Here is a 21,690-nt window from a genome sequence, read left to right as displayed (position 1 = left end):
CGCATCATCGAGCCACCATGTTCACCACCGTCGCCCACTACACCGACCCGATCGAGGCGCACCTGGCGCGCGGGCGGCTGCAGTCCGAGGGCATCGACGCGCACCTGGGCGACGAGCACCTGGCGGTGGCGAACTGGGAATGGCGACTGGCGGTAGGCGGGGTGAAGCTGCGCGTGGCCGAGCGCGATGCCGGCCGCGCGCGCGCCGTGCTCGCGGCGATGGACGCGGGCGAGTACGCGCTGGAAGCCGACACCGAGGACGCGCGGGCGCTGCTGCCGCCCGACCGCGAGAGCTGGTCCAGCCGGCTGGCGTGGCTGGCGCTGATGCTGTTCGCGATCCCGCTGCCGTGGCGGCGCCGCAAGCACGACGGGCGGGCGCGGCGCAGGCTCTGACGCCGGTTCCCGGCGCTGTCAATCTGTTGTCGCACGCACGGCGCGGCGACAATGCCGCGACACGTCGCACGGAATCCACGACACGATGCAGGCCCCCTCCCCCGCGCTGGCGCGCAAGATCGCCGCCACCATCGCCGACGAGATCGGCGCCCGTCCCGACCAGGTCGAGGCCGCCGTCGGCCTGCTCGACGAAGGCGCGACCGTGCCGTTCGTCGCGCGCTACCGCAAGGAAGTCACCGGCGGCCTCGACGACACCCAGCTGCGCAACCTGGAAACGCGCCTGGCCTACCTGCGCGAGCTGGAGGACCGGCGCGCCGCGATCCTCGCCAGCATCGACGAGCAGGGCAAGCTCGACGACGCGCTGCGCGCCGGCATCGAGGCCGCCGACAGCAAGTCGCGGCTGGAAGACCTGTACCTGCCGTACAAGCCGAAACGCCGCACCCGGGCCCAGATCGCACGCGAGGCCGGGCTGGAACCGCTGGCCGACGGCCTGCTCGCCGATCCGACCCGCGTGCCGGAGGAATTCGCCGCCGCTTTCGTCGACGCCGACAAGGGCGTGAACGATGCCAAGGCCGCGCTGGAAGGCGCGCGCGCGATCCTGATCGAGCGCTGGGGCGAGGACGCCACGCTGGTTGGCGAGCTGCGCGAGTGGCTGTCGGCCAACGGCGTGATCCGCGCGCGCGTGGCCACGGGCAAGGAAGACGCGGGCGCCAAGTACCGCGACTACTTCGACCATGCCGAGCCGCTGGCGAAGATCCCCTCGCACCGCCTGCTTGCGCTGCTGCGCGGCCGCCGCGAGGAGTTCCTGCAGCTCGACCTCGACCCGGGCGCCGATGCCGAGGCCGGCAACGCCTACGCCGAGGGCCGCGTCGCCCTGCACGCCGGCATCCGCGCCAGCGGCCGCGCCGCCGACGCCTGGCTCGGCAACGCCTGCCGCCTGGCCTGGCGCGCGAAACTGCATCTGCACCTGATGCTGGACCTGCTCAACCAGGCGCGCGAGAAGGCCGAGGCCGAGGCGATCGACGTGTTCGGCGACAACCTCAAGGACCTGCTGCTGGCCGCGCCGGCCGGACCGAAGGCGGTGCTCGGCCTCGACCCGGGCCTGCGCACCGGCGTGAAAGTCGCGGTGGTCGACGCCACCGGCAAGCTGGTCGCCACCGACACCATCTACCCGCACGAGCCGCGGCGGCAGTGGGACCAGTCGCTGGCGACGCTCGGCAAACTGTGCGTCGCGCACGGCGTGCAGCTGGTCGCCATCGGCAACGGCACCGCCAGCCGCGAGACCGACCGCCTGGCCGGCGAACTGCTCAAGCTCGCACCGCAACTGAAGATGCAGAAGGTCGTGGTCAGCGAAGCGGGCGCGTCGGTGTATTCGGCGTCGGAACTGGCGGCGAAGGAATTCCCCGGTCTCGACGTTTCGCTGCGCGGCGCGGTGTCGATCGCACGCCGGCTGCAGGATCCGCTGGCGGAGCTGGTGAAGATCGAACCCAAGGCGATCGGCGTCGGCCAGTACCAGCACGACGTCGACCAGTACAAGCTGGCGCGCGCGCTGGACGCGAGGGTCGAGGACTGCGTGAACGCGGTCGGCGTGCACGTCAACACCGCCTCGGCGGCGCTGCTGGCGCGGGTGTCCGGGCTGTCGGCGTCGGTGGCCGAAAACGTCGTCGCGCACCGCGACGCGAACGGCCCGTTCCGCAGCCGCCGCGCGCTGCTCAAGGTGCCGCGGCTGGGCGAGAAGACCTTCGAGCAGTGCGCCGGCTTCCTGCGCATCGCCGACGGCGACGAACCGCTCGACGCTTCCGCGGTGCACCCGGAGGCCTATCCGGTCGTCGAGCGCATCGTCGCCGCGACGGGCAAACCGATCCGCGCGCTGGCCGGCGACGCCGCGTTCGTGCGCACGCTGAAGGCCCGCGAATTCACCGACGAGCGCTTCGGCGAACCGACCGTGCGCGACATCCTCAAGGAGCTGGAAAAGCCCGGCCGCGACCCGCGCCCCGAGTTCAAGGCCGCGCGCTTCGCCGACGGCGTGGAGGACATCAAGGACCTGCGCGAAGGCATGGTGCTCGAAGGCGTGGTCAGCAACGTCGCCGCGTTCGGCGCGTTCGTCGACATCGGCGTGCACCAGGACGGACTGGTCCACATCTCCGCGCTGGCCGACCGTTACGTTAGGGACCCGCGCGAGGTGGTCAAGGCCGGCGACATCGTCAAGGTGAAGGTGCTGGAGGTCGACGTGGCGCGCAAGCGCATCGCCCTGACGCGACGGCTGGACGACGCGCCGGGTGAAGGCAGGCCGCGCGACGAACGCGGCGCCCGCAATCCGCGCGGCGAGCGGCGCGATGCCCGCCCGCCGAAGCCTTCGCCGCCGCCGCCGGACAACGCGCTGGCCGCCGCCTTCGCCAAGGCGCGCCGCAGCTAGACCCCAGTCACCCCGTAGCCCGGATGCAGCGCAGCGGAATCCGGGGCCCGTGCCTCGTCGGAGTCGCTTTGCTCCAACTACGCAGGACAGGATGCTGCGCCGCGGAGTTGGGATTGCCCGGCCCCGGATTCCATTTCATTCCATCCGGGCTACGCCACCTCGCGCCGCGCGCGCGACAGGTGCACCAGCAGCAGCGAGACCGCCGCCGGGGTGACGCCGGGGATGCGCTGCGCCTGGCCGACGGTCTGCGGGCGCACGCGCTCGAACTTCTGCCGCACCTCGGCCGACAGGCCGTGCACGGCGGCGTAGTCGAAGCCGTCCGGGATCGCGGTGCCCTCGTGGCGGCGGGCGCGGGCGATTTCCTCGCGCTGGCGGTCGAGGTAACCCGAATACTTGGCCTCGATCTGCACCTGTTCGGCGACCGCCGGATCCGCGGCCGCGGGTGCGAACGCGGGCACTGCGGTGAGCCTGGCGTAGTCCAGCTCCGGCCGCCGCAGCAGGTCCAGGCCGCTGCATTCGCGGCTGAGCTCGATGCCCAGCGTGGCGACCGCCTCGCGACCGGCGGCGTTGTTGGGCGAGGCCCACAGGCCGCCGAGGCGCTGCAGCTCCGCGGCCACCGCGTCGCGCTTGCGGGCGAAGGCCTCCCAGCGCGCGTCGTCGACCAGCCCCAGCTCGCGGCCGACGCCGGTCAGGCGCAGGTCGGCGTTGTCCTCGCGCAGCTGCAGGCGGTATTCGGCGCGCGAGGTGAACATGCGGTAGGGCTCGGTCGTGCCCTGGGTGATCAGGTCGTCGATCAGCACGCCGATGTAGGCCTGGTCGCGGCGCGGCGACCAGGCCTGCCTGCCCTGCACGTGGCGCGCGGCGTTGAGCCCGGCGACCAGGCCCTGCGCGGCGGCTTCCTCGTAGCCGGTGGTGCCGTTGATCTGGCCGGCGAAGAACAGGCCGGACACGGCCTTGGTTTCCAGCGAGGCCTTCAGCCCGCGCGGGTCGAAGAAGTCGTACTCGATCGCGTAGCCGGGGCGGGTGACGTGCGCGTTCCCGAAGCCGCGGATCGAACGCACCAGCGCCAGCTGCACGTCGAACGGCAGCGAGGTGGAAATGCCGTTGGGATAGATCTCGGCAACGTCCAGGCCCTCGGGTTCGACGAAGATCTGGTGGCTGTCCTTCTCCGCGAAGCGCACCACCTTGTCCTCGATCGACGGGCAGTAGCGCGGGCCGACGCCCTCGATCTGGCCGGAATACAGCGGCGAGCGGTGCAGCGCCGCGCGGATGATGTCGTGTGTGCGTTCGCTGGTGTGCGTGATCCAGCACGGCACCTGGCGCGGATGGTCGGCGCGCGAACCGGTGAACGAGAACACCGGGCGCGGGTCGTCGCCGGGCTGTTCGGTCATCACCGAGTAGTCCAGCGTGCGCCCGTCGATGCGCGGCGGGGTGCCGGTCTTGAGGCGGTCGACGACGAATGGGCGCTCGCGCAGGCGCGCGGCCAGCGTGGTCGCCGGTGCGTCGCCCATGCGGCCGGCGGCGTACTGGGTGTCGCCGACGTGGATCTTTCCCGCCAGGAAAGTGCCGGCCGTCAGCACCACGGCCGGCGCCTTGAAGCGCAGGCCGGTATTGGTGACCGCGCCGCGCACGGCGTCGTTTTCGATCAGCAGGTCGTCGACCGCGGCCTGGAAGACGGTGAGGTTGGGCTGCGCCTCCACCGCGCGGCGGATGTAGGCGCGGTACAGGGCGCGGTCGGCCTGGCAGCGGGTGGCGCGCACCGCCGGGCCCTTGGACGCGTTGAGCCGCCGCCACTGGATGCCGGCGGCGTCCGCGGCCTTCGCCATCACCCCGCCCAGCGCGTCGATCTCGCGCACCAGGTGGCCCTTGCCGATGCCGCCGATGGCCGGGTTGCAGCTCATCGCGCCCACGGTTTCGATGTTGTGGGTCAGCAGCAGGGTGCGTGCGCCCGCACGCGCGGATGCCAGCGCGGCCTCGGTGCCGGCGTGGCCGCCGCCGATGACGATGACGTCGTGCTGGTGGAAGGAGTCGGTCATGGGATGCCGGGCACGAATGGGCGGCCGGGGCGACTGCAGCTGGACTGTGCGCGCCGACACAAAACGGGGGCGGATATTCTAGGTCGTCCGGCGGCGATCGCCGCAGGCTGGGGTTCCGGCAGGTTGGCACGCTTCCTGCGTCCCATCCCGCTGCACCCGGCGTGGCAACGCGAGGGGCGTAGGTCGGAATTCGGAACAGGGCCGACCATGCGCACGACGGGGGAGCAACGGGGCCGGATGTCGGGGGACATTCGGCCCCTTTTTTTCTGGTGTGCGCGGGGGTTGATCGTTCAAGCCAACCGCCCGGCGTTTCGTCATCCGGGCCCGCGTCGGCGGGGCGAGGGCGTGGGAACGGTGGATGCTGCTTGGCGAGGGCGCCGACGCCCGGCGGGGAGCGGAACAGGGGGGATCCGGATTACCCCGCCGGGTGTCGACATTGGTCAGTCCGTGTTACGTCCAAAAGAGACGCTACCGGTCAGTCGTGCCTAGCTTGCGTCCACTTCGCGCCGGACGCAAGCGTGTCAGCGCTCCCTTTCACGACGGGGTTCACGTTCCCGGGAAATCGGCCGCGCCGGCGGCGGCGGCGGCTGCGAGACCCGGGGCGCCGCCGGGCGGCTGGAGGCCGGCGGTGGCTGCGTCCGGGACCGCACCTGCGTGCGCGGGACCGGCCGCGACATCGCCGGCGGACGCGCTTCGGCCCGTCCGCGCAACGGCCCCTGCTGCGGCCGCGCCGGCGGCAGCATCGGCCGCGCGCCGTTGCGCGGCAGGACATGGGTCCGGCCGCTCGGCGCCGGGTTGCGGATAACCCGGTTGGGCGGCAGGTTGCCGCCGGTCACGCGCGGCGGGCGCGCATGGTCGTCCTGCGGCGGACGGTGCGGGCGATGGGGGCGTCGCGGCGTGTAGTACCACCAGTACGGATACGCCGAGTAGTAGCCGCCGTAATAGCCGTAGGGCGTCCCGTAACCGTAGCGGCCGGGACCGTAGTAGCCCCCGTAGCCGTAGCCGATGCCGCCGTACCAGCCGCCGGGGGAGCCGTAGATGCTGCCGTAGGGCGCGCCGTAACCGTAGTCGTAGTACTCGACCGACGGGCGTCCGTAGTAGTAATCGCCCACGCCGCCGCGATAGGTGTAGTCGGTCGCACAACCGGACAGCGCGACCGCGGCGACAAGGATGGCGAGGTGGCGGAACATGGCAACATCCCCTGTTTACGTGCCTGCAGCATCGGCTCCAGGCTTTGAATCGGTGCTTAATTGCGCCGGAACGGCGTTGCGTTAGCTGAACGGGCACGACCATCGTACGCTGCGCGCATGAACAGTGCCGCCCTTCCCGGTTTCGACGACATCCTCGCTGCCGCCGCGCGCATCGCGCCGCACGCGCACGCCACCCCGGTGCTGCGTTCGCGCAGCATCGACGCCATCGCGGGCTGTTCGCTGCACTTCAAGGCCGAGCCGCTGCAGCGCGCCGGCGCGTTCAAGTTCCGCGGCGCCTGCAACGCGGTGTGGTCGCTGGACGCCGCCACCGCCGCGCGCGGCGTGGTCACCCATTCATCGGGCAACCACGGCGGTGCGCTGGCGCTGGCCGCGCGCACGCGTTCGATTCCCTGCCACGTGGTGGTGCCGGAAAACGCCGTGGCCGCCAAGATCGCCGCGATCGAAGCCTACGGCGCGACCGTGCACCGCTGCGCGCCGACGATCGCCGCGCGCGAGGCCGCCTGCGCGCGCGTGCAGGTGGAGACCGGCGCCGAACTGGTGCATCCCTACGCCGATCCGCGCGTGATCGCGGGCCAGGGCACCGCGACGCTGGAACTGCTCAATGTCGCCGGGCCACTTGATGCGGTGGTGGTGCCGGTCGGCGGCGGCGGGCTTGCGTCGGGCACTGCCATCGCCGCGCACGCGCTGGCGGCGGAGTGCCAGGTCTGGGGGGCCGAACCCAGCGGCGCGGCAGACACCTTCGAATCGCTGCGCCGCGGCGAGCACGTCACCGACTTCGTCCCCGACACGATCTGCGACGGCCTGCGCGGCACGCTCGGCGCGCCGGGTTTCGCACTGCTGCGCGCACACGCGGTCAAGGTGTTGACGGTCGACGACGCCGATACGGTCACCGCGATGCGGCTGCTGTGGCAGCGGATGAAGCTGCTGGTGGAGCCGTCGTCGGCGATCGCCCTGGCGATGGTGCTGGGGCATCGCCAGCGGTTTGCCGGCAAGCGCGTGGGCGTGATCCTGTCGGGTGGCAACGTCGATCTCGACGCGCTGCCGTGGTGAAGCCCGCGGGAGCGGCTTCAGCCGCGAGCTTTTGAAAGGGCGGGTGAGTTCAAGAGCAAATCCCCCATCCCCCCTTTTTCAAAGGGGGCAACGGCGCGAAGCTTCTCCCGAGTCCCGAGTCCCGAGTCCCGGCCCCTAAAAGCTCGCGGCTGAAGCCGCGCCTGCGAGGGCGCCGGGGCCAACCTTCAGCGCGGCGCCAGCTGCGCCATCCCTTCGCTGAGCATCAGTCGCGTTGCCGCGGCGCGCTGCGCCATCGGCACGTCGGCCAGCGCGTCGAGCATCCAGCCGAACGAGCGGCAGCGCGCGTCGCGGCTGGCCTGGTCGCTGCCTTCGGTGGTCATACCAACCATGAAGCCGTCGTGCAGCAGCATCGCGGTCACGCCGGCGGACTTGAGCGTCTGCTTCGCCGCGGCGGGATCATAGGGCTGGCGCGGATTCTGCAGGCCGCTGGCGGCGATGTCGGCCAGGGCGACGGCGAAGCGTTCGCGGCTGCCGGCGTCGAGCCGGTTGGCGGTGGCGGCCAGCGATTCGAAACTGCGGTCGGCGTGCGGATCGAACAGCGCGCACAGCAGTCTGGCATCGTCTGGCGACTGCGCGGCCGTGTGCGTGGCCTGGAACAGCGCGTCGATCTGCGCATCCGGCGCACGCATGAGCACGTCGCCCGCGCTGGCGAGGATCGCGGCGGGATCGATCTGCGAGAGGTCGACGACGTACTCCTGGGCGGCGGCCGGCGCCGTCGCCAGTGCGCCGGCCAGGAAGAGCGGAATCACGCGGAAGCAAGGGGGCATGGATGCGGTCCCGGGAACGATCGTGGCGGAGTGTAGGCAGCCGCGGCTGAATCGTGGCGACGGTGTTGTTGCGGGAGCGGCCATGGCCGCGATTGCCGGTGACGCTCGCTGCCCACGGTGGAGGTCGCGGCCATGGCCGCTCCCACGTAGCAGGAAGCCACGCCCACAAGACGCCGGCGCGCCTCCCGCCGCGGCGCGATTCACTCAGCGCTTGCGGATCGGGATCTTCGACACCGGGATCGCGGTGACGTCGAAGCCGCCTTCGCGGATCGGCGCGCCCGGCTGCGGGGCCCAGGCGTGGGCGTAGATCACTTCCCAGGTCACGGGCAGGCGGCCGTCGCGGCGCTCGCGTTCGTAGGCGTCGGCCGCGCGTGCGAAGCGGGCCTTGCCGGTCAGCGTGTGGCGGCGACCGGTCAACGCGTTGGTGGCGCCGATTGCGCGCAGCTCGCGCATCAGCGCCGGCAGGTCGTCATGGCCGTGCACGAACGCATCGCGGTCGAGCACCGGGTCGCGGAAGCCGGCGTGCATCAGCGCGTCGCCGAACTGCGCGATCGAGGCGAACGGGCTGACGTGCGGCACGCGGTCGTCGGCCACGGCGAAGGCGTCGCGCAGCTCCTGCAGGGTGTCGGGGCCGAAGGTCGAGACCAGCAGCAGCCCGTCGGGCCGCAGCACGCGGCGGAAACCGGCGAACACCGCTGGCAGGTCCTCCACCCACTGCAGGCACAGGTTGCAGAACAGCACGTCGACGCTGTCGTCGGCCAGCGGCAGCGCGCGCGCGTCGGCGTTGATGCGCTCGATCGGCTTGTGCAAGCCGCTCCACGACAGCGCGCCCCAGCCGCTGCGCGGGCGCGCATGCCGCAGCATCGGCAGCGCCAGGTCCATGGCGAGGACGCGCGCACGCGGCCAGCGCCTGCGCATCGCCGCGGCGGCGTGGCCGGGACCGCAGCCGAGGTCGAGCACGGTGCCGGGTTCGCGGTCCTCAAGGTAGTCGAGCGATTCGAGCAGGCGCCCTTCGACCTCGTGCTGCAGCGCCGCCGCCGCGTCGTAGCTGTCGGACGCGCGCGAAAACGCGCGGCGCACCTGGCGCGCGTCGAACACCGCACCGCCACCGGCGGCGCTCATGCCGGCAGTTCCTGCATGAAAGCGTCGAGCCGCGTCGCGACTTCGTCGGCGTGGGTCAGGAACGGCGCGTGGCCGCCGTGTTCGATGACCGCGAACGAAGCACCCGGCGCGGCGTCGGCGGCCGACCGCATCGCGCGCGGATCGACCAGCCGGTCGCGGCGGCCGGCGATCCACAGGCTCGGCACGGCAAGCGCCGGCAATTCGTCGCGCAGGTCGGCGGTTTCCAGCAGCTCCAGGCCGTCGGCGAGCACGTGCGCGGCCGGTTCGCCGCGCGAGAACACCTCGGCGCGAAGCGTGCGCAGCTCGCCGCGCGCGTCGTCCGAGCCGAACGCCTCCAGGGCGATGAAGCGATCCAGCGTGCCGCGGTAATCGGCGCGCAGGCCGCTGGCGAAGTCGCGGAAGATCTCCGGCGACATGCCGTATTTCCAGCCGTCGCCGCGCACGAAGCGCGGGCTGGCACAGACCATCGCCAGGCCCGGTACCGCATCCGGGCGCGTGGCTGCGGCGTGCAGCGCGACCAGCCCGCCCAGCGACCAGCCGCACCACGGCGCGCGCGGCACGCGCGCGGCGATCGCCGCGGCGCAGGCACCCGGGTCGAGCGGCACCGCGCTGTCGCGGCTGCGGCCGTGGCCGGGCAGGTCGACGATGTACAGCCGGTGGCGTTCGCGCAGGCGTTCGGCCAGCAGCGAGAACACGCCGCCATGCATCGCCCAGCCGTGCAGCAATACCAGCGGCGAGCCGGCGCCGGTTTCCTCGATGTAAAGCCCGTCGTTCATGCCCCTCGATCCGTCCGCAGCGCGCGCGTGCGCGGCAGGCTGCCGGCGCTGCGGCGCGCCACCAGCCGCGCGAACGCGACGATTCCTAGAATCACCAGCAACGCGCCCCACGCGGCGACGCCGCTCGGCCACGCCTCGTGCAGGAACGCCACCCCGAGCAACGTGGCGAACAACAGCTCGGCCGCCTGCATCGCCTCGGCCGCGCCCAGCGCGACCGGGTTGTCGCGCACCATGCCCGTGGCCTGGAAGAACAGGATGGTGGCGATGACGCCCGCGCTCAATGCCACCCCGGCCGCCATCCAGGCCTGCGCGGCCGGCGGCGTGCCGGCCTGCTGCCAGGCGAACGCGGCGATGAGGATCCACAGCGGCTGGCTGGCCAGGGTCATGCCGAACACGCGCTGGGTGGCGTTGAGCTGCTCGCCCGTGCGTTCCAGGTGCAGCAGCAACAGGCGATTGCCGAGCGGGAACATGAAGGCCGCGGCCAGCAGGCAGGCCAGCGCGATCCAGCCGGCACGGTCGAGCGCGCCGCGCGCGTGGCCGAGCTGCAGCAGCAGCACGCCGGCGAAGATCACCGCGCCGATGCCCAGCGCCGCCAGCGGAATCCGGCGCCTGGCATCGCGATAGATGAAGGGCGCCAGCAGCATCCCCGCGATCACGGTGAACTGGAAACTGCCGGCCACCAGCCACGACGGCCCGCTGCCCGCGGCGTAGCTGAGCAGCAGGTAGAAGACGACGAAGCCGATCGCGCTGCAGCGCAGCCACGCCCACGGATGTGCGCGGATTGCGCGCCACGCCGGCGCCATGCCGCCCTGCCACGGCATCAGCGGCAGCAGCAGCGGCAGGGTGATGAAGTAGCGCAGGCTGGCCGTCCACGCCCAGTGCCCGCCGCCGGTGGCGCTGGCGCGGTTGAGCACGTAGGTCAGGGTGAAGAACAGCGCCGAGGCCAGCGCGATCGCGACCGCCGCAAGCGCGCGGCGAGTGTCGGCGGCGGGCGCGTTCACGACCGCGGTGCCGTGGCGGCAGGCGCCAGGCCGCTGCGTTCTGCGGCGACGGCCAGTGCGTCGACCAGCGCCTCGATCTCTTCCGGCGCGTGCAGCGCGGTGAGCGTGATGCGCAGGCGCGCACGGCCCTCGGGCACGGTCGGCGGGCGGATCGCGGCGACCCAGAAACCCTGTTCCTCCAGCGCCGCGGCCATCGCCACCGCCTGCGCGTCGCTGCCGCACAGCAGCGGCTGGATCGGCGTGTCCGAGGCCAGCAGTTCCAGCCCGCGGCGCGCGGCCAGGCGGCGGAACTGGGCCACCTGCGCCAGCAGCTTGTCGCGGCGCCAGCCTTCGCGCCGGGCCAGCTTCACCGCCGCCAGCGACGCGGCGGCCTGCGCCGGCGGCAGTGCGGTGGTGTAGACGTAGGGGCGCGCGGTTTCAGCGAGGTGTCCGATCACATCGGCATCGCCGAGCACCGCGGCGCCGTAGCCGCCCAGCGCCTTGCCCAGCGTCACCAGCTGCAGCGGCGGCGCGCCGTGCAGGCGCGCGACGGCCACGCTGCCGCGGCCGTCGGGGCCGACCACGCCGATGCCGTGCGCGTCGTCGACGTACAGCAGCGCGTGCTGCGCCTGCGCGGCCAGCGCCAGCTCGCGCAGCGGGGCGATGTCGCCGTCCATGCTGAAGACCCCGTCGGTCGCCAGCAGCGCGGCGCCGTCGGGATTGCCGCGCAGCTGGCGCAGCGCGCCGTCGGGATCGGCGTGCGGGTAGCGGCGCAGGCGGCAGCCGGCCAGGCGCGCGGCGTCGACCAGGCTGGCGTGGTTGAGGCGGTCCTGCACGCACAGGTCATCGTCGCCGAGCAGTGCCTGCACCACCGCCAGGTTGGCGAGAAAGCCGCTGCCCAGCAGCAGCGCGCGCGGCGCGCCGATCCAGTCGGCCAGCTCGCGCTCCAGCGCGTCGTGGACGGCGTGGTGGCCGCAGACCAGGTGCGAGGCGGTGCTGCCGGCGCCCTCGCGCGCGGCCGTGTCCTGCAGCGCGTTGACCACCGCGAACTGCTGCGACAGGCCGAGGTAGTCGTTGCTGCAGAAGTTCAGCAGCCAGCGGCCGTCCACCTCGCTGCGCATGCCGTCGCGGCGGGTGACCGTGCGCCGCACGCGCGTGCGCCCGGCCGCGGCGCGCCGTTCGCGCTGCGCGGCGATCCGCGCGTGCAGGTCGGGGCGCTCAGCCACCGCGCTGCTGCCAGAAGGCAAGCACGCCAAGCAATGCGCCGGGCACCAGCAGCAGCTGTCCCAGCGCCGCGGCCAGGCGCGCGGCAGGCGCGACGGGCGCGCCTGCGTCGGCGCGCGCATCGGCGAAGGAGGTCCGCGCCAGCACCGCAATCGCGCACAGCAGCGCCAGACCGTAGGCGACGCCCGCCCCCTCGCCGCGGAAGTACAGCCCCACGCCCCAGGCCAGCACGCTCACCGCCGCAAGCTGCAGAAACGCCAGCCGCGCGCGGCCCGCACGCAGGCCGGCGACGAAGCCGGCCGCGCCGATCATGCACAGCACGCCGAGATAGGCCCAGCCGTACCAGGGCATGTCAGGTCGTCCGTGCGCGGGTCAGGCTGCGCACGAGCAGCCCGAATCGACGATGTCCGCATGCACCGTGCCGCCGTGATCGTGATCGTCCGCATCCACCGTCACCTGCATCGGGCGCAGGCCCAGCCGTTCGAACAGCGCCAGGTCGCGCTCGGTGTCGGGATTGCCGGTGGTCAGCAGCTTCTCGCCGTAGAAGATCGAATTGGCGCCGGCCGCGAAGCACAGCGCCTGCAGCTCGTCGCTCATCTGCTCACGGCCGGCCGACAGCCGCACCATCGATCTGGGCATGGTGATGCGGGCCACGGCGATCGTGCGCACGAATTCGAACGGGTCCAGCTCCGCGGTGCCGTGCAGCGGCGTGCCTTCCACCTGCACCAGCCGGTTGATCGGCACCGAGTCCGGGTGCGCCGGCAGCGTGGCCAGTGTCTGCAGCAGTCCTGCACGCTGGCGGCGCGACTCGCCCATGCCGACGATGCCGCCGCAGCAGGTCTTCATGCCGGCGTCGCGCACGTGTTCGAGCGTGTCGAAGCGGTCCTGCATCTCGCGGGTGTGGATGATGTCGCCGTAGTACTCGGGATCGGTGTCGATGTTGTGGTTGTAGTAGTCCAGGCCCGCGGCCTTGAGCGCGCCGGCCTGCTCGCCGGTCAGCATGCCCAGGGTGGCGCAGGTCTCCAGGCCCAGCGCCTTCACCCCGGCGATCATCTCGGCGACCTTGGGAATGTCGCGGTCCTTGGGCGAGCGCCAGGCCGCGCCCATGCAAAAGCGCGAGGCGCCGGCGTCCTTCGCCTGCTTCGCCTTCGCCAGCACGTCTTCGGTGGACATCAGCTTCTGCGCATCGACGCCGGTGTGGTAGCGCTGCGCCTGCGGGCAGTAGGCACAGTCCTCCGGGCAGCCGCCGGTCTTGACCGACAGCAGGGTGCTGACCTGGACTTCGGCCGGATCGAAGTGTTCGCGATGCACGCTGGCGGCACGGAACAGCAGCTCGGTGAACGGCAGGTCGAACAGCGCCTCGACCTCGCGGCGGCTCCAGTCGTGGCGGGGCGCGGCGGTCGCGGCGGCGTGGTCGCGGGATTCCCTGACGGTGTGCATGACGGTTTCCTGACAGACGGCTCGGCGCAGACCGGGCAGTCTGGAAAGCATGTCGACCCCTGTCAACCAATCCCCGCTCGCGGATGTTGACGGTCGCTGGCGGCGATGGATCGGCGACCTGTGGCCGGCACGCTGCCTGGCGTGTGCCGAAGCCGGCCTGCCCGGCCGTGACCTGTGCGCGGCATGCTTTGCCGCCCTGCCCTGGAACCACCACGCCTGCGCGCGCTGCGCGACTCCGCTGCCGGCGCCGGGCGACACCGTTTCGCCGCAGGTTTGCGGCGCCTGCCTGCGCCGCCCCCCGCCGGTGCAGGCCGCGCATGCGGCCTTCCTCTATGCCGCCCCGCTCGACCGCCTGCTGCCGCGCTTCAAGTTCCACCACGACCTCGCCGCCGGCCGCCTGCTGTCCCAGCTGATGGTGCAGGCGCTCGCCGGTGCCGGGCGCCCGCAGGCGCTGCTGCCGATTCCGCTGCACCACGCCCGGCTGCGGACGCGTGGCTACGACCAGGCGCTGGAGCTGGCGAAGCCGCTCGCCCGGGCCCTGCGCCTGCCGATGCTGCCCGACGCGTTGCGGCGCATCCGCGCCACCGCGCCGCAGTCCGAACTCGACGCCGCGCGGCGCAGGCGCAACCTGCGCCATGCGTTCGACGTGCGGCGGGACGCACCGCTGCCCGCGCACGTCGCGCTGATCGACGACGTCATGACCACCGGCGCCACGCTGCACGCGGCGGCCGATGCGTTGCGGCGCGCCGGCGTCGCGCGGGTCGATGCGTGGGTGTGCGCGCGGGTGCCATGACCGGCGGCTACCGCAGGCAGACGTACGATAGGGCCCACCGGCAACACCGCTTCCCATCCGCCGGAACCGCCTGGAATACAGACGCACATGTCGGTCCAACCCGGAATCGAGATCCTCAACCTGATCAACGCCATCGAACGTCGTACCACGGCCCGCATGCAGCGCCTGCTGCGCGAGGCCGGCGTCGGCCTGGCGGCGATGGAAGCGCGCACCCTGCGTTTCGTCGCCCGCCATCCGGGATGCACGCAAAGCGACATCGTCCGCGCCAGCGGCCGCGACAAGGCGCAGATCGCCCGCATCATCAAGATCCTGCGCGAGCGCGATTTCATCGGACCCCCCGCCGGCGGCGGACGGCGTCCGCAGCCGCTGGCGCTGACGGCAACCGGCACCGCCATCCATTCGCACGCGGAGTCGCTGCGCGCCGACACGGCGCGCGAGCTGGTCGCCGGACTCGGCCCCGACGAACGCTCGCAGCTGGAGGCGCTGCTCGGACGGCTTTCGCCGCTGGAATCCGCCGACCAGGATTGAACGGGCCGCCCCGAACTCTTTGTTGACAATATCAACTTATTCCACAATAGTTGACATTGTCATCTTGGCTCGCCGGGCCGAGCCACCCCGCCAGGAACCTTCCTCCCATGCCGAACCCGACACCCCTCGACACGGATCCTGCCGGCACCGACGCCGCATCGATGCTCCAACACCTCCGCCGCCAGCTCCGGGACCGGCCGCCTGCGGTCCTCATCGACGGCCGCTGGCAACCGTGCGCATCCGGGAAGACGCTGCCGGTCGACGATCCCGCGACCGGCGAGCCGATCGCCGCCATCGCGGCCGGGGACGGGGCCGACATCGACCTCGCCGTGGCCGCGGCGCGCCGCGCATTCCGCGAGGGCCCGTGGCCGCGCATGCCGGCCTGGCAGCGCGCGGCCCTGCTGCAGGCGCTGGCCGATGCCATCGAGGCCCGGCGAGAGACGTTCGCCTTGCTGGAATCGCTCGATGCCGGCCACTGCATCGCGTCGGTCCGCGACGGCGACCTGCCGCTGGGCCTGCGCGCGCTGCGCGACTGCGCGGGCTGGGCCACCAAGCTCGCCGGCGAGGTGCCCATGCGCCCGGCCACGCAGCCGGGCATGGATTATTTCCTGCGCGAGCCGATCGGCGTCGCCGGCCTGATCACGCCCTGGAACGCGCCTTTCCTGATGGTGCTGCAGAAACTCGCCGCGGCGTTGGCGACCGGCTGCACCGCCGTGGTCAAGCCGGCCGAACTGGCGCCGCTGTCGGCACTGCTGATCGGCGACCTGTGCCGCCAGGTCGGCATCCCGGACGGCGTCGTGAACATCGTCACCGGCGCGGGCGCCAGCGCCGGCCAGGCGCTGGCCGACCACGCAGGCGTCGACATCATCAGTTTCACCGGCTCCACCGCGGTGGGCAAGTCGATCATGGCCGCCTCCGCGCACGGCAACCTGAAGCGCGTGGTGCTGGAGCTGGGCGGCAAGTCGCCGGTGGTGGTGTTCGCCGATGCCGACCTGGACCGGGCGGCCAAGGCGATCGTCGGCGAGATCACGTTCAAGTGCGGGCAGTACTGCGCGGCGGGCTCGCGGGTGTTCGTGCAACGTTCCGTGTACGAGGCCCTGCTCCAGCGCATGCTGGCGGCAATGGACGGCCTGCGCATCGGACCGGGCTACGAGGAAGGCAACCAGATGGGGCCGATGATCTCCGCCGCGCAACGCCGGCGCGCCGAAGACATCATCGATCACAGCGTGGCCGCCGGGGCGCGCCTGTTGCGCGGAGGACACGCACGCCCGGGCAACGGCTACTTCTTCGAACCGGCAATCCTGGTCGACGCGGCCGCGGACATGCGGGTTTCGCAGGAGGAGATCTTCGCGCCTGCGCTGACGGTGACGCCGTTCGACGACGACGCCTCGCCGGCAGCCGTCGCTGCGCTCGCCAACGATTCGCGCTACGGCCTCTCGGCCAAGCTGTGGGCCCGCGACATAGGCACGGTGCACACGCTGGTCGGCCTGCTGGAAAGCGGGCAGGTCATCGTCAATGGCGGCGGCGGCGGCGCGACGTTGCCGTTCGGTGGCGTGAAGCAGTCCGGCTATGGCCGGGAAAACGGCCGCATCGGACTGGAGCACTTCACCGAGGTCAAGGCAGTCAGGCTCGGCTACTGAAGCCGGCCGCGGCCCGTGCCGGCAATGCTCATGGCGCCACCGGCGGCACGTATTGCAGCGTCAACCCCAGCACCCACAGCAGGCCCAGTACCAGCGGGATATGCACCAGCAGCTGCAGGAAGGTGAAGCCGACGATGTCGCGCGCGCGCAGGCCCAGCACGCCCAGCAGCGGCAGCATCCAGAACGGGTTGATCAGGTTCGGCAGCGCCTCGGCGGCGTTGTAAACCTGTACCGCCCAGCCCAGGTGGAACTGCAGGTCGTTGGCCGCCTGCATCACGTACGGCGCCTCGACGATCCACTTGCCGCCGCCCGAGGGCACGAAGAAGCCCAGCACCGCCGAGTACACGCCCATCACCAGCGCGAAGGTGTCGGTGGAGGCGACCTGCACGAACACTTCCGACAGCCGGTGCGCCAGCGTCTCGCCGCCGCGGCCCACGGCATGGGTGAGGATCAGCGCGATGCCCCCGTACAGCGGGAACTGGATCAGCACCCCGGTGGTCGCCGGCACCGCGCGCGACACGGCGTCAAGGAAGCTGCGCGGGCGCCAGTGCAGCAGCAGGCCCAGCGACAGGAACAGCAGGTTGTAGGTATTGAGGTTGGCGATCGCGCTGACGGCGGGCTTGCTCGCGAACTCGCCGAACAGCCAGCCGAACGCCAGCAGCGACAGCAGCACGGTCAGCAGCGGGCTGTATTCGAGCCACTCGCCCGGCCGCGTGCGCGGCGGCAGCGCGGGCGCCTTTGCCTCGTCCACGTCGACGAAGTCGCGCGCGGTGCGCGCCGCGTCGCCGGTGGGCGCGGTGAGCCAGGCAACGACCAGCGACGCGAGGATCAGGATCGCGGTCAGCACGATCGACTGCCACAGGAAGATCGTCTGCGAGAACGGCAACACGCCGGTGATTTCCACCAGCCCCGGCGGCATGCTCGCCGGGTTGGCCTGCAGCTGCGCGGCCGAGGACGACAGCCCCATCGCCCACACCGCGCCCAGGCCGAGGTACGCGGACGCACCGGCGGCGCGGTAGTCCATCGCCAGGTCCGTCCGCCGCGCCAGCGCGCGCACCAGCAGACCGCCGAACACCAGCGAGAAGCCCCAGCTCAGCAGCGAGGCCAGCATGCTGACCAGGCCCACGTACACCACCGCGCCGCGCCCGGTCTTCGGCACCCGCGCCAGCAGGTCGATGAAGCGCGCCACCACCGGCGCGGTCGCCACCACGTAGCCGCCGATCACCACGAACGCCATCTGCATGGTGAAGGGGATCAGGCTCCAGAAGCCTTCGCCGAACGCGTGGGCGGTCTCGGCCGGGCTGGCGCCGAAGCCCATCGCGCACGCCGCCACCAGCACCACCCCGGCCACCGCGAACACGTAGGCATCGGGGAACCAGCGCTCGGCGAAGGCCGCGCTGCGCAGCGCAAAGCGGACGGGCCAGCCCTGGGCCTGCGGTTCGGACATGGTGGCGTCTCCCGGTGGCGAAGCCCACATTGTCGCGCGCGCCGCACCCAGCCGGCCCCCGACTTTTGTACGAGCGGCGGAAGCCGCGATGGCTTTACCGGTGAAGCATCGCGGCTCCCGCCGCTCCTACAACGCGCCTACAAAGACAACAGCCGCGACCCGGCCTCCGTCGCCATGAAGTAATCCAGCGCGATCCCCGCGAACACCGCCAGCCCCACCCAGTGGTTGTGCAGGAATGCGCGGAAGCAGGCGTCGCGGTCGCGGTAGCGGGTGATGACGAACTCCCACGCCACCAGCGCCGCCGCCACGCCCATCCCGCCGAAATACCAGACGCCCAGCCCCGCCTGCTGCCCGGCCAGCGCCAGCGCCGTGAAGACCAGCGCGTACAGCACGCCCTGGATCACCAGGTCGAGTTCGCCGAACAGGATCGCGGTGGACTTCGCGCCCATGCGGATGTCGTCGTCGCGGTCGACCATCGCGTACCAGGTGTCGTAGGCGGTCGACCACAGGATGTTGGCGCCGTACAGCAGCCACGCCACCGGCGGCACCGTGCCCTGCACCGCGGCGAACGCCATCGGGATGCCCCAGCCGAACGACATGCCCAGGTACACCTGCGGCAGGTAGGTGTAGCGCTTCAGGTACGGATAGCTGGCCGCCAGCGCCACGCCGACGAAGCTCATCAGGATCGTGAGCCGGTTCAGCGTCAGCACCAGCGCGAACGCGGCCAGCATCAGCACCGCGAACAGCGCCAGCGCCTCGCGCCCGCGCACCGCGCCGGTGGCCAGCGGGCGGTCCTTCGTGCGTTCGACCTGCGGGTCGAGCCAGCGGTCGGCGTAATCGTTGATCACGCAGCCAGCCGAACGGGTCAGCCAGACCCCCAGCGAGAACACCACCAGGATCCACCACGGCGGCACGCCCCCGGCTGCGATCCACAGCCCCCACCAGGTTGGCCACAGCAGCAGCAGCCAGCCGATCGGCCGGTCGCCGCGGGTCAACTTCCAGTACTGGCCCAGCCGCTCGCGCCAGCGGGGCACCGGGGCGGGCTGGAAGCGTTCATAGGACATGGGCAAAGCGTACGCGACTCGCGCGGCAAAGCACGATCGTGGACAATAGACGGCCGGGCGCCTGTAGCTCAGCCGGATAGAGTAGTGGCTTCCGAAGCCATTGGTCGGGGGTTCGAATCCCTCCAGGCGCGCCAGTCTTTATACTTCTGTGCGGAAAAGCACGGCCTCCGAGCGGCCGCCAAGGGTGAAACGTGCGCAACTACGACCTCGTCTTTCTCAAGCATTTCTCGATGGTGATCGGCTTCCTGGTAGTGGTCTCCCTGGCCCTGCTGGTGTTCGCCCACTACCTCAACGGCGTCATTCCGCCGGAGGTATCACCCACCGCGGCGCGCGCCACGCAGGCGCGGATCGCGCCCGCAGGCGACGTCTACGCCGGCGCCACCGGCGCGGCCTCGCAGGCCGCCGCGCAGGCCGCGGCCGCCGCCGCCGCCGCTTCGCAGGTCGCCTATGACGGCACCCTGGACGGCTCGGTGATCTTCAACAACCTCTGCACCGGCTGCCACACCGCCGGCGTCGGCGGCGCGCCGACCATGGACCAGGCGCACTGGAGCGCGCGCATCGCGCAGGGCACCGAGACGCTCTACAAGCACGCCATCGACGGCTACACCGGCCCCGACGGCGGGATCATGCCGCCCAAGGGCGGCAACCCGGCGCTGTCCGACGAGCAGGTCAAGGCCACCGTCGACTGGATCCTCGACAACCTCAAGTAAGCCGTCGCCACCGCGATGCGATGACGCCGCCTGCGGGCGGCGTCACTGTTTACGGGCGTCGCCGACGGGTTGCAATTCCGGCGATCGCGCGCCCATTGCGCCGCATCTTCGGCAATCGACGTCGAACACGGCGGGTGCATTCCTCGCCTGGCGCATCGCCGCCGCGCGCAGCGGCGCGCCAGCGCCTATCATTCCGCGCATGACCAACCCACCCTTCCCGCAGGCTTCGGGCCCCGTCACCCTCGCCGGTCCCGCCGGCGCGCTGGAGCTGCACGTCGACCTGCCCGAGGACGATGTCGCCCCGCGCCCGCTGGTCGCGATCATCTGCCACCCGCTGCCCACCGAGGGCGGCACGATGCACAACAAGGTGGTGACGATGGCGGCGCGCGCGCTGCGCGAGCTGGGCGCGGCCACGGTGCGCTTCAACTTCCGCGGCACCGGCGATTCCGAAGGCACGTTCGACGAAGGCCGCGGCGAGGTCGACGACCTGCGCGCGGTGGCCGCCTGGGTCCGCGAACAGCGTCCGGATGATGCGCTGTGGCTGGCCGGTTTCAGCTTCGGCGCCTATGTCTCGCTGCGCGCGGCGGCCTCGCTCAAGCCCGGCCTGCTGGTCAGCATCGCACCGCCGGCCGGACGCTGGGACTTCGACGACATCGAGCTGCCGACCATGCCGTGGCTGGTGGTGCAGGGCGAGAACGACGAGATCGTCGATCCGCAGGCGGTCTACGACTGGCTGGAACAGTCGAAGGCGCAGGCCGAACTGGTCCGCATGCCCGACACCACGCACTTCTTCCACCGCAAGCTGATCGACCTGCGCGGCGCGATCAAGAACGGCGTCAAGGCCTACCTCCCTGCCGCCAATGGCTGACGCGGGCGTGGTGGCGGCGCGGCCGTCGCAGCGCTACGCCGACGGCGTGGCGCGCGGCGACTGGCAGGACGATCCCGCGCAGCGCGCGGTGCTGGGCGAACTCGACCGCATCCACGACGCCATCGCCGACGCCCCGCGCGCGGGACTGCTGGGCCGGCTGTTCGGCGGCGGCGGCGGCGAGACGGTCGACGGCCTGTACCTGTGGGGCGGCGTCGGCCGCGGCAAGACATTCCTGATCGACCTGTTCTACGCCGGCCTGCCGCTGCCCGAGAGCAAGCCCGGCAGCGACGTGCGCGGCGGCAAGCGCCGCACCCACTTCCACCGCTTCATGCGCAGCGTGCACGAACGCCTGCGCGCGCACGCCGGCGAGCGCGACCCGCTGGTGGCGATCGCGCGCGAGTGGCGCGCGCAGCTGCGGGTGCTGGTGCTCGACGAGTTCTTCGTCAGCGACATCGGCGACGCGATGCTGCTCGGACGCCTGCTCGAACGCCTGTTCGCCGAGGGCGTGGTGCTGGTGACGAGCTCCAACGCCGCGCCGGAAAACCTGTACAAGGACGGTCTCCAGCGTGCGCGCTTCCTGCCGGCGATCGCGCTGATCCAGCAGCACTGCCGCGTGTTGTACATGGAAAGCGACACCGACTACCGCCTGCGCGAGCTGACCCGCTCGCCGGTGTACCGCGCGCCGCTGGACGACGAATCGGATGCCTGGCTGGCCTCGCGCTGGCACGCACTGGGCGGCGACGACGCACACCGCGACGGCAGCATTGACATCGACGGCCGCCGCATCGCCACCCGCGCGCGCTGCAAGGGCATGGCCTGGTTCGACTTCGCCGCGCTGTGCGAGGGCCCGCGCGCGGCCGGCGACTACATCGAGATCGCGCGCGAGTTCCACACCGTGCTGCTTGGGGGCGTGCCGGTGATGGACACCGCCGTGGACGACGCCGCGCGCCGCTTCGTCACCCTGGTCGACGAGCTCTACGACCGCCACGTCAACCTCGTCTGCACCGCCGACGCCGCGCCGCCGGGGCTGTACACGGGCGAGCGCCTGGCGGGCGCGTTCGAGCGCACCGCCTCGCGACTGATCGAGATGCGCAGCGCGGAGTACCTGGCGCAGGAACATCGCGACTGAGGCGGCGCCGATGTTTTGGCAGGAGCGGCTTCAGCCGCGAGCCCCTGCCCCTGCTTGTGTAGGAGCGACGGAAGTC

General features: G+C 71.9%; 20 protein-coding genes and 1 tRNA gene. 10 read left to right on the top strand and 11 right to left on the bottom strand.

Going from position 1 to position 21,690, the window contains the following annotated elements:
* Positions 1 to 17: 17 nt before the first annotated feature.
* A complete protein-coding gene (locus ABD679_RS01300; RefSeq protein ID WP_344758112.1) occupies positions 18 to 392 on the top strand; it encodes a putative signal transducing protein in 375 nt (124 codons plus the stop codon).
* Positions 393 to 477: 85 nt separating this feature from the next.
* Entirely contained in the window at positions 478 to 2,808 is a 2,331-nt protein-coding gene (locus ABD679_RS01295) for a Tex family protein (protein WP_344758111.1), read from the top strand.
* A 149-nt stretch (positions 2,809 to 2,957) separates the two neighbouring features.
* On the opposite strand, the gene mnmG is transcribed toward ABD679_RS01295, so the two are convergent.
* Both mnmG and ABD679_RS15590 read right to left on the bottom strand, forming a co-directional pair.
* Complete coding sequence (mnmG, locus tag ABD679_RS01290) at positions 2,958 to 4,844, bottom strand: tRNA uridine-5-carboxymethylaminomethyl(34) synthesis enzyme MnmG (protein ID WP_344758110.1); 1,887 nt, start codon at positions 4,842 to 4,844, stop codon at positions 2,958 to 2,960.
* A 521-nt stretch (positions 4,845 to 5,365) separates the two neighbouring features.
* Positions 5,366 to 6,034 (bottom strand): hypothetical protein, encoded by a 669-nt coding sequence (locus ABD679_RS15590; RefSeq protein ID WP_425561817.1) that lies wholly within the window; start codon positions 6,032 to 6,034, stop codon positions 5,366 to 5,368.
* 117 nt (positions 6,035 to 6,151) lie between these two features.
* Here ABD679_RS15590 and ABD679_RS01280 point away from each other — a divergent pair, with 117 nt between their 5' ends.
* Positions 6,152 to 7,105, top strand: coding sequence for a pyridoxal-phosphate dependent enzyme (locus ABD679_RS01280; protein WP_344758109.1), 954 nt, complete (start codon positions 6,152 to 6,154; stop codon positions 7,103 to 7,105).
* 185 nt (positions 7,106 to 7,290) lie between these two features.
* Here ABD679_RS01280 and ABD679_RS01275 read toward each other — a convergent pair whose 3' ends face one another.
* The 7 genes from ABD679_RS01275 to bioB form a co-directional block, all read right to left on the bottom strand.
* The gene (locus tag ABD679_RS01275) at positions 7,291 to 7,875 is read right to left on the bottom strand and encodes a hypothetical protein (protein WP_344758108.1); all 585 of its coding nucleotides are present in this window, start codon (positions 7,873 to 7,875) and stop codon (positions 7,291 to 7,293) included.
* A 222-nt stretch (positions 7,876 to 8,097) separates the two neighbouring features.
* Positions 8,098 to 9,015, bottom strand: a complete 918-nt coding sequence (bioC, locus tag ABD679_RS01270; RefSeq protein WP_344758107.1) for a malonyl-ACP O-methyltransferase BioC — start codon at positions 9,013 to 9,015, stop codon at positions 8,098 to 8,100.
* A complete protein-coding gene (gene bioH / locus ABD679_RS01265; protein ID WP_344758106.1) occupies positions 9,012 to 9,791 on the bottom strand; it encodes a pimeloyl-ACP methyl ester esterase BioH in 780 nt (259 codons plus the stop codon). Before bioH ends, bioC begins: the two co-directional genes overlap by 4 nt.
* Positions 9,788 to 10,792, bottom strand: a complete 1,005-nt coding sequence (locus tag ABD679_RS01260; RefSeq protein ID WP_344758105.1) for a multidrug resistance efflux transporter family protein — start codon at positions 10,790 to 10,792, stop codon at positions 9,788 to 9,790. Before ABD679_RS01260 ends, bioH begins: the two co-directional genes overlap by 4 nt.
* Complete coding sequence (bioF, locus tag ABD679_RS01255) at positions 10,789 to 11,997, bottom strand: 8-amino-7-oxononanoate synthase (protein WP_344758104.1); 1,209 nt, start codon at positions 11,995 to 11,997, stop codon at positions 10,789 to 10,791. The genes ABD679_RS01260 and bioF overlap by 4 nt, the downstream gene beginning before the upstream one ends.
* Entirely contained in the window at positions 11,990 to 12,346 is a 357-nt protein-coding gene (locus tag ABD679_RS01250) for a hypothetical protein (protein WP_344758103.1), read from the bottom strand. The genes bioF and ABD679_RS01250 overlap by 8 nt, the downstream gene beginning before the upstream one ends.
* A gap of 21 nt (positions 12,347 to 12,367) precedes the next feature.
* On the bottom strand, positions 12,368 to 13,435 hold the full coding sequence (bioB, locus tag ABD679_RS01245; RefSeq protein WP_344758102.1) for a biotin synthase BioB: 1,068 nt from the start codon (positions 13,433 to 13,435) through the stop codon (positions 12,368 to 12,370).
* Between the two features lie 49 nt (positions 13,436 to 13,484).
* Between bioB and ABD679_RS01240 the strand changes: the two genes are divergently transcribed.
* The 3 genes from ABD679_RS01240 to ABD679_RS01230 all read left to right on the top strand — a co-directional run bounded on the left by ABD679_RS01240 (position 13,485) and on the right by ABD679_RS01230 (position 16,396).
* Entirely contained in the window at positions 13,485 to 14,228 is a 744-nt protein-coding gene (locus ABD679_RS01240) for a ComF family protein (RefSeq protein ID WP_344758101.1), read from the top strand.
* 87 nt (positions 14,229 to 14,315) lie between these two features.
* Positions 14,316 to 14,756: a MarR family winged helix-turn-helix transcriptional regulator gene (locus ABD679_RS01235; protein ID WP_344758100.1), complete on the top strand. Its 441-nt coding sequence runs from the start codon at positions 14,316 to 14,318 to the stop codon at positions 14,754 to 14,756.
* Between the two features lie 161 nt (positions 14,757 to 14,917).
* On the top strand, positions 14,918 to 16,396 hold the full coding sequence (locus ABD679_RS01230) for an aldehyde dehydrogenase family protein (protein WP_344758099.1): 1,479 nt from the start codon (positions 14,918 to 14,920) through the stop codon (positions 16,394 to 16,396).
* Between the two features lie 28 nt (positions 16,397 to 16,424).
* Here the strand turns inward: ABD679_RS01230 and ABD679_RS01225 are convergent, their stop codons facing one another.
* Positions 16,425 to 17,843, bottom strand: coding sequence for a short-chain fatty acid transporter (locus ABD679_RS01225; RefSeq protein WP_344758098.1), 1,419 nt, complete (start codon positions 17,841 to 17,843; stop codon positions 16,425 to 16,427).
* A gap of 137 nt (positions 17,844 to 17,980) precedes the next feature.
* Entirely contained in the window at positions 17,981 to 18,907 is a 927-nt protein-coding gene (gene ubiA / locus ABD679_RS01220) for a 4-hydroxybenzoate octaprenyltransferase (protein ID WP_344758097.1), read from the bottom strand.
* A gap of 57 nt (positions 18,908 to 18,964) precedes the next feature.
* Between ubiA and ABD679_RS01215 the strand changes: the two genes are divergently transcribed.
* The 4 genes from ABD679_RS01215 (at position 18,965) to zapE (ending at position 21,614) form a co-directional block, all read left to right on the top strand.
* Positions 18,965 to 19,041 (top strand) — tRNA-Arg (locus ABD679_RS01215).
* A 57-nt stretch (positions 19,042 to 19,098) separates the two neighbouring features.
* Positions 19,099 to 19,617: a c-type cytochrome gene (locus tag ABD679_RS01210; RefSeq protein ID WP_344758096.1), complete on the top strand. Its 519-nt coding sequence runs from the start codon at positions 19,099 to 19,101 to the stop codon at positions 19,615 to 19,617.
* 199 nt (positions 19,618 to 19,816) lie between these two features.
* A complete protein-coding gene (locus ABD679_RS01205) occupies positions 19,817 to 20,485 on the top strand; it encodes an alpha/beta hydrolase (RefSeq protein WP_344758095.1) in 669 nt (222 codons plus the stop codon).
* The gene (gene zapE, locus ABD679_RS01200) at positions 20,478 to 21,614 is read left to right on the top strand and encodes a cell division protein ZapE (RefSeq protein ID WP_344758094.1); all 1,137 of its coding nucleotides are present in this window, start codon (positions 20,478 to 20,480) and stop codon (positions 21,612 to 21,614) included. Before ABD679_RS01205 ends, zapE begins: the two co-directional genes overlap by 8 nt.
* Positions 21,615 to 21,690: the final 76 nt, after the last annotated feature.

This window comes from Luteimonas lutimaris (genome assembly GCF_039537065.1).
Lineage (GTDB): Bacteria > Pseudomonadota > Gammaproteobacteria > Xanthomonadales > Xanthomonadaceae > Luteimonas > Luteimonas lutimaris.
The sequence above is the reverse complement of the archived record's forward strand: the minus strand, read 5'-3'. Positions and strand labels throughout refer to the sequence as shown.

Bases quoted from the DNA above. Each gene is read 5' to 3' on its own strand.
- ABD679_RS01300 (WP_344758112.1), top strand. From the start codon at position 18: ATGTTCACCACCGTCGCCCACTACACCGACCCGATCGAGGCGCACCTG.
- ABD679_RS01295 (WP_344758111.1), top strand. From the start codon at position 478: ATGCAGGCCCCCTCCCCCGCGCTGGCGCGCAAGATCGCCGCCACCATC.
- mnmG (WP_344758110.1), bottom strand. From the start codon at position 4,844: ATGACCGACTCCTTCCACCAGCACGACGTCATCGTCATCGGCGGCGGC.
- ABD679_RS15590 (WP_425561817.1), bottom strand. From the start codon at position 6,034: ATGTTCCGCCACCTCGCCATCCTTGTCGCCGCGGTCGCGCTGTCCGGT.
- ABD679_RS01280 (WP_344758109.1), top strand. From the start codon at position 6,152: ATGAACAGTGCCGCCCTTCCCGGTTTCGACGACATCCTCGCTGCCGCC.
- bioC (WP_344758107.1), bottom strand. From the start codon at position 9,015: ATGAGCGCCGCCGGTGGCGGTGCGGTGTTCGACGCGCGCCAGGTGCGC.
- bioH (WP_344758106.1), bottom strand. From the start codon at position 9,791: ATGAACGACGGGCTTTACATCGAGGAAACCGGCGCCGGCTCGCCGCTG.
- ABD679_RS01250 (WP_344758103.1), bottom strand. From the start codon at position 12,346: ATGCCCTGGTACGGCTGGGCCTATCTCGGCGTGCTGTGCATGATCGGC.
- bioB (WP_344758102.1), bottom strand. From the start codon at position 13,435: ATGCACACCGTCAGGGAATCCCGCGACCACGCCGCCGCGACCGCCGCG.
- ABD679_RS01240 (WP_344758101.1), top strand. From the start codon at position 13,485: ATGTCGACCCCTGTCAACCAATCCCCGCTCGCGGATGTTGACGGTCGC.
- ABD679_RS01235 (WP_344758100.1), top strand. From the start codon at position 14,316: ATGTCGGTCCAACCCGGAATCGAGATCCTCAACCTGATCAACGCCATC.
- ABD679_RS01230 (WP_344758099.1), top strand. From the start codon at position 14,918: ATGCTCCAACACCTCCGCCGCCAGCTCCGGGACCGGCCGCCTGCGGTC.
- ABD679_RS01225 (WP_344758098.1), bottom strand. From the start codon at position 17,843: ATGTCCGAACCGCAGGCCCAGGGCTGGCCCGTCCGCTTTGCGCTGCGC.
- ubiA (WP_344758097.1), bottom strand. From the start codon at position 18,907: ATGTCCTATGAACGCTTCCAGCCCGCCCCGGTGCCCCGCTGGCGCGAG.
- ABD679_RS01205 (WP_344758095.1), top strand. From the start codon at position 19,817: ATGACCAACCCACCCTTCCCGCAGGCTTCGGGCCCCGTCACCCTCGCC.
- zapE (WP_344758094.1), top strand. From the start codon at position 20,478: ATGGCTGACGCGGGCGTGGTGGCGGCGCGGCCGTCGCAGCGCTACGCC.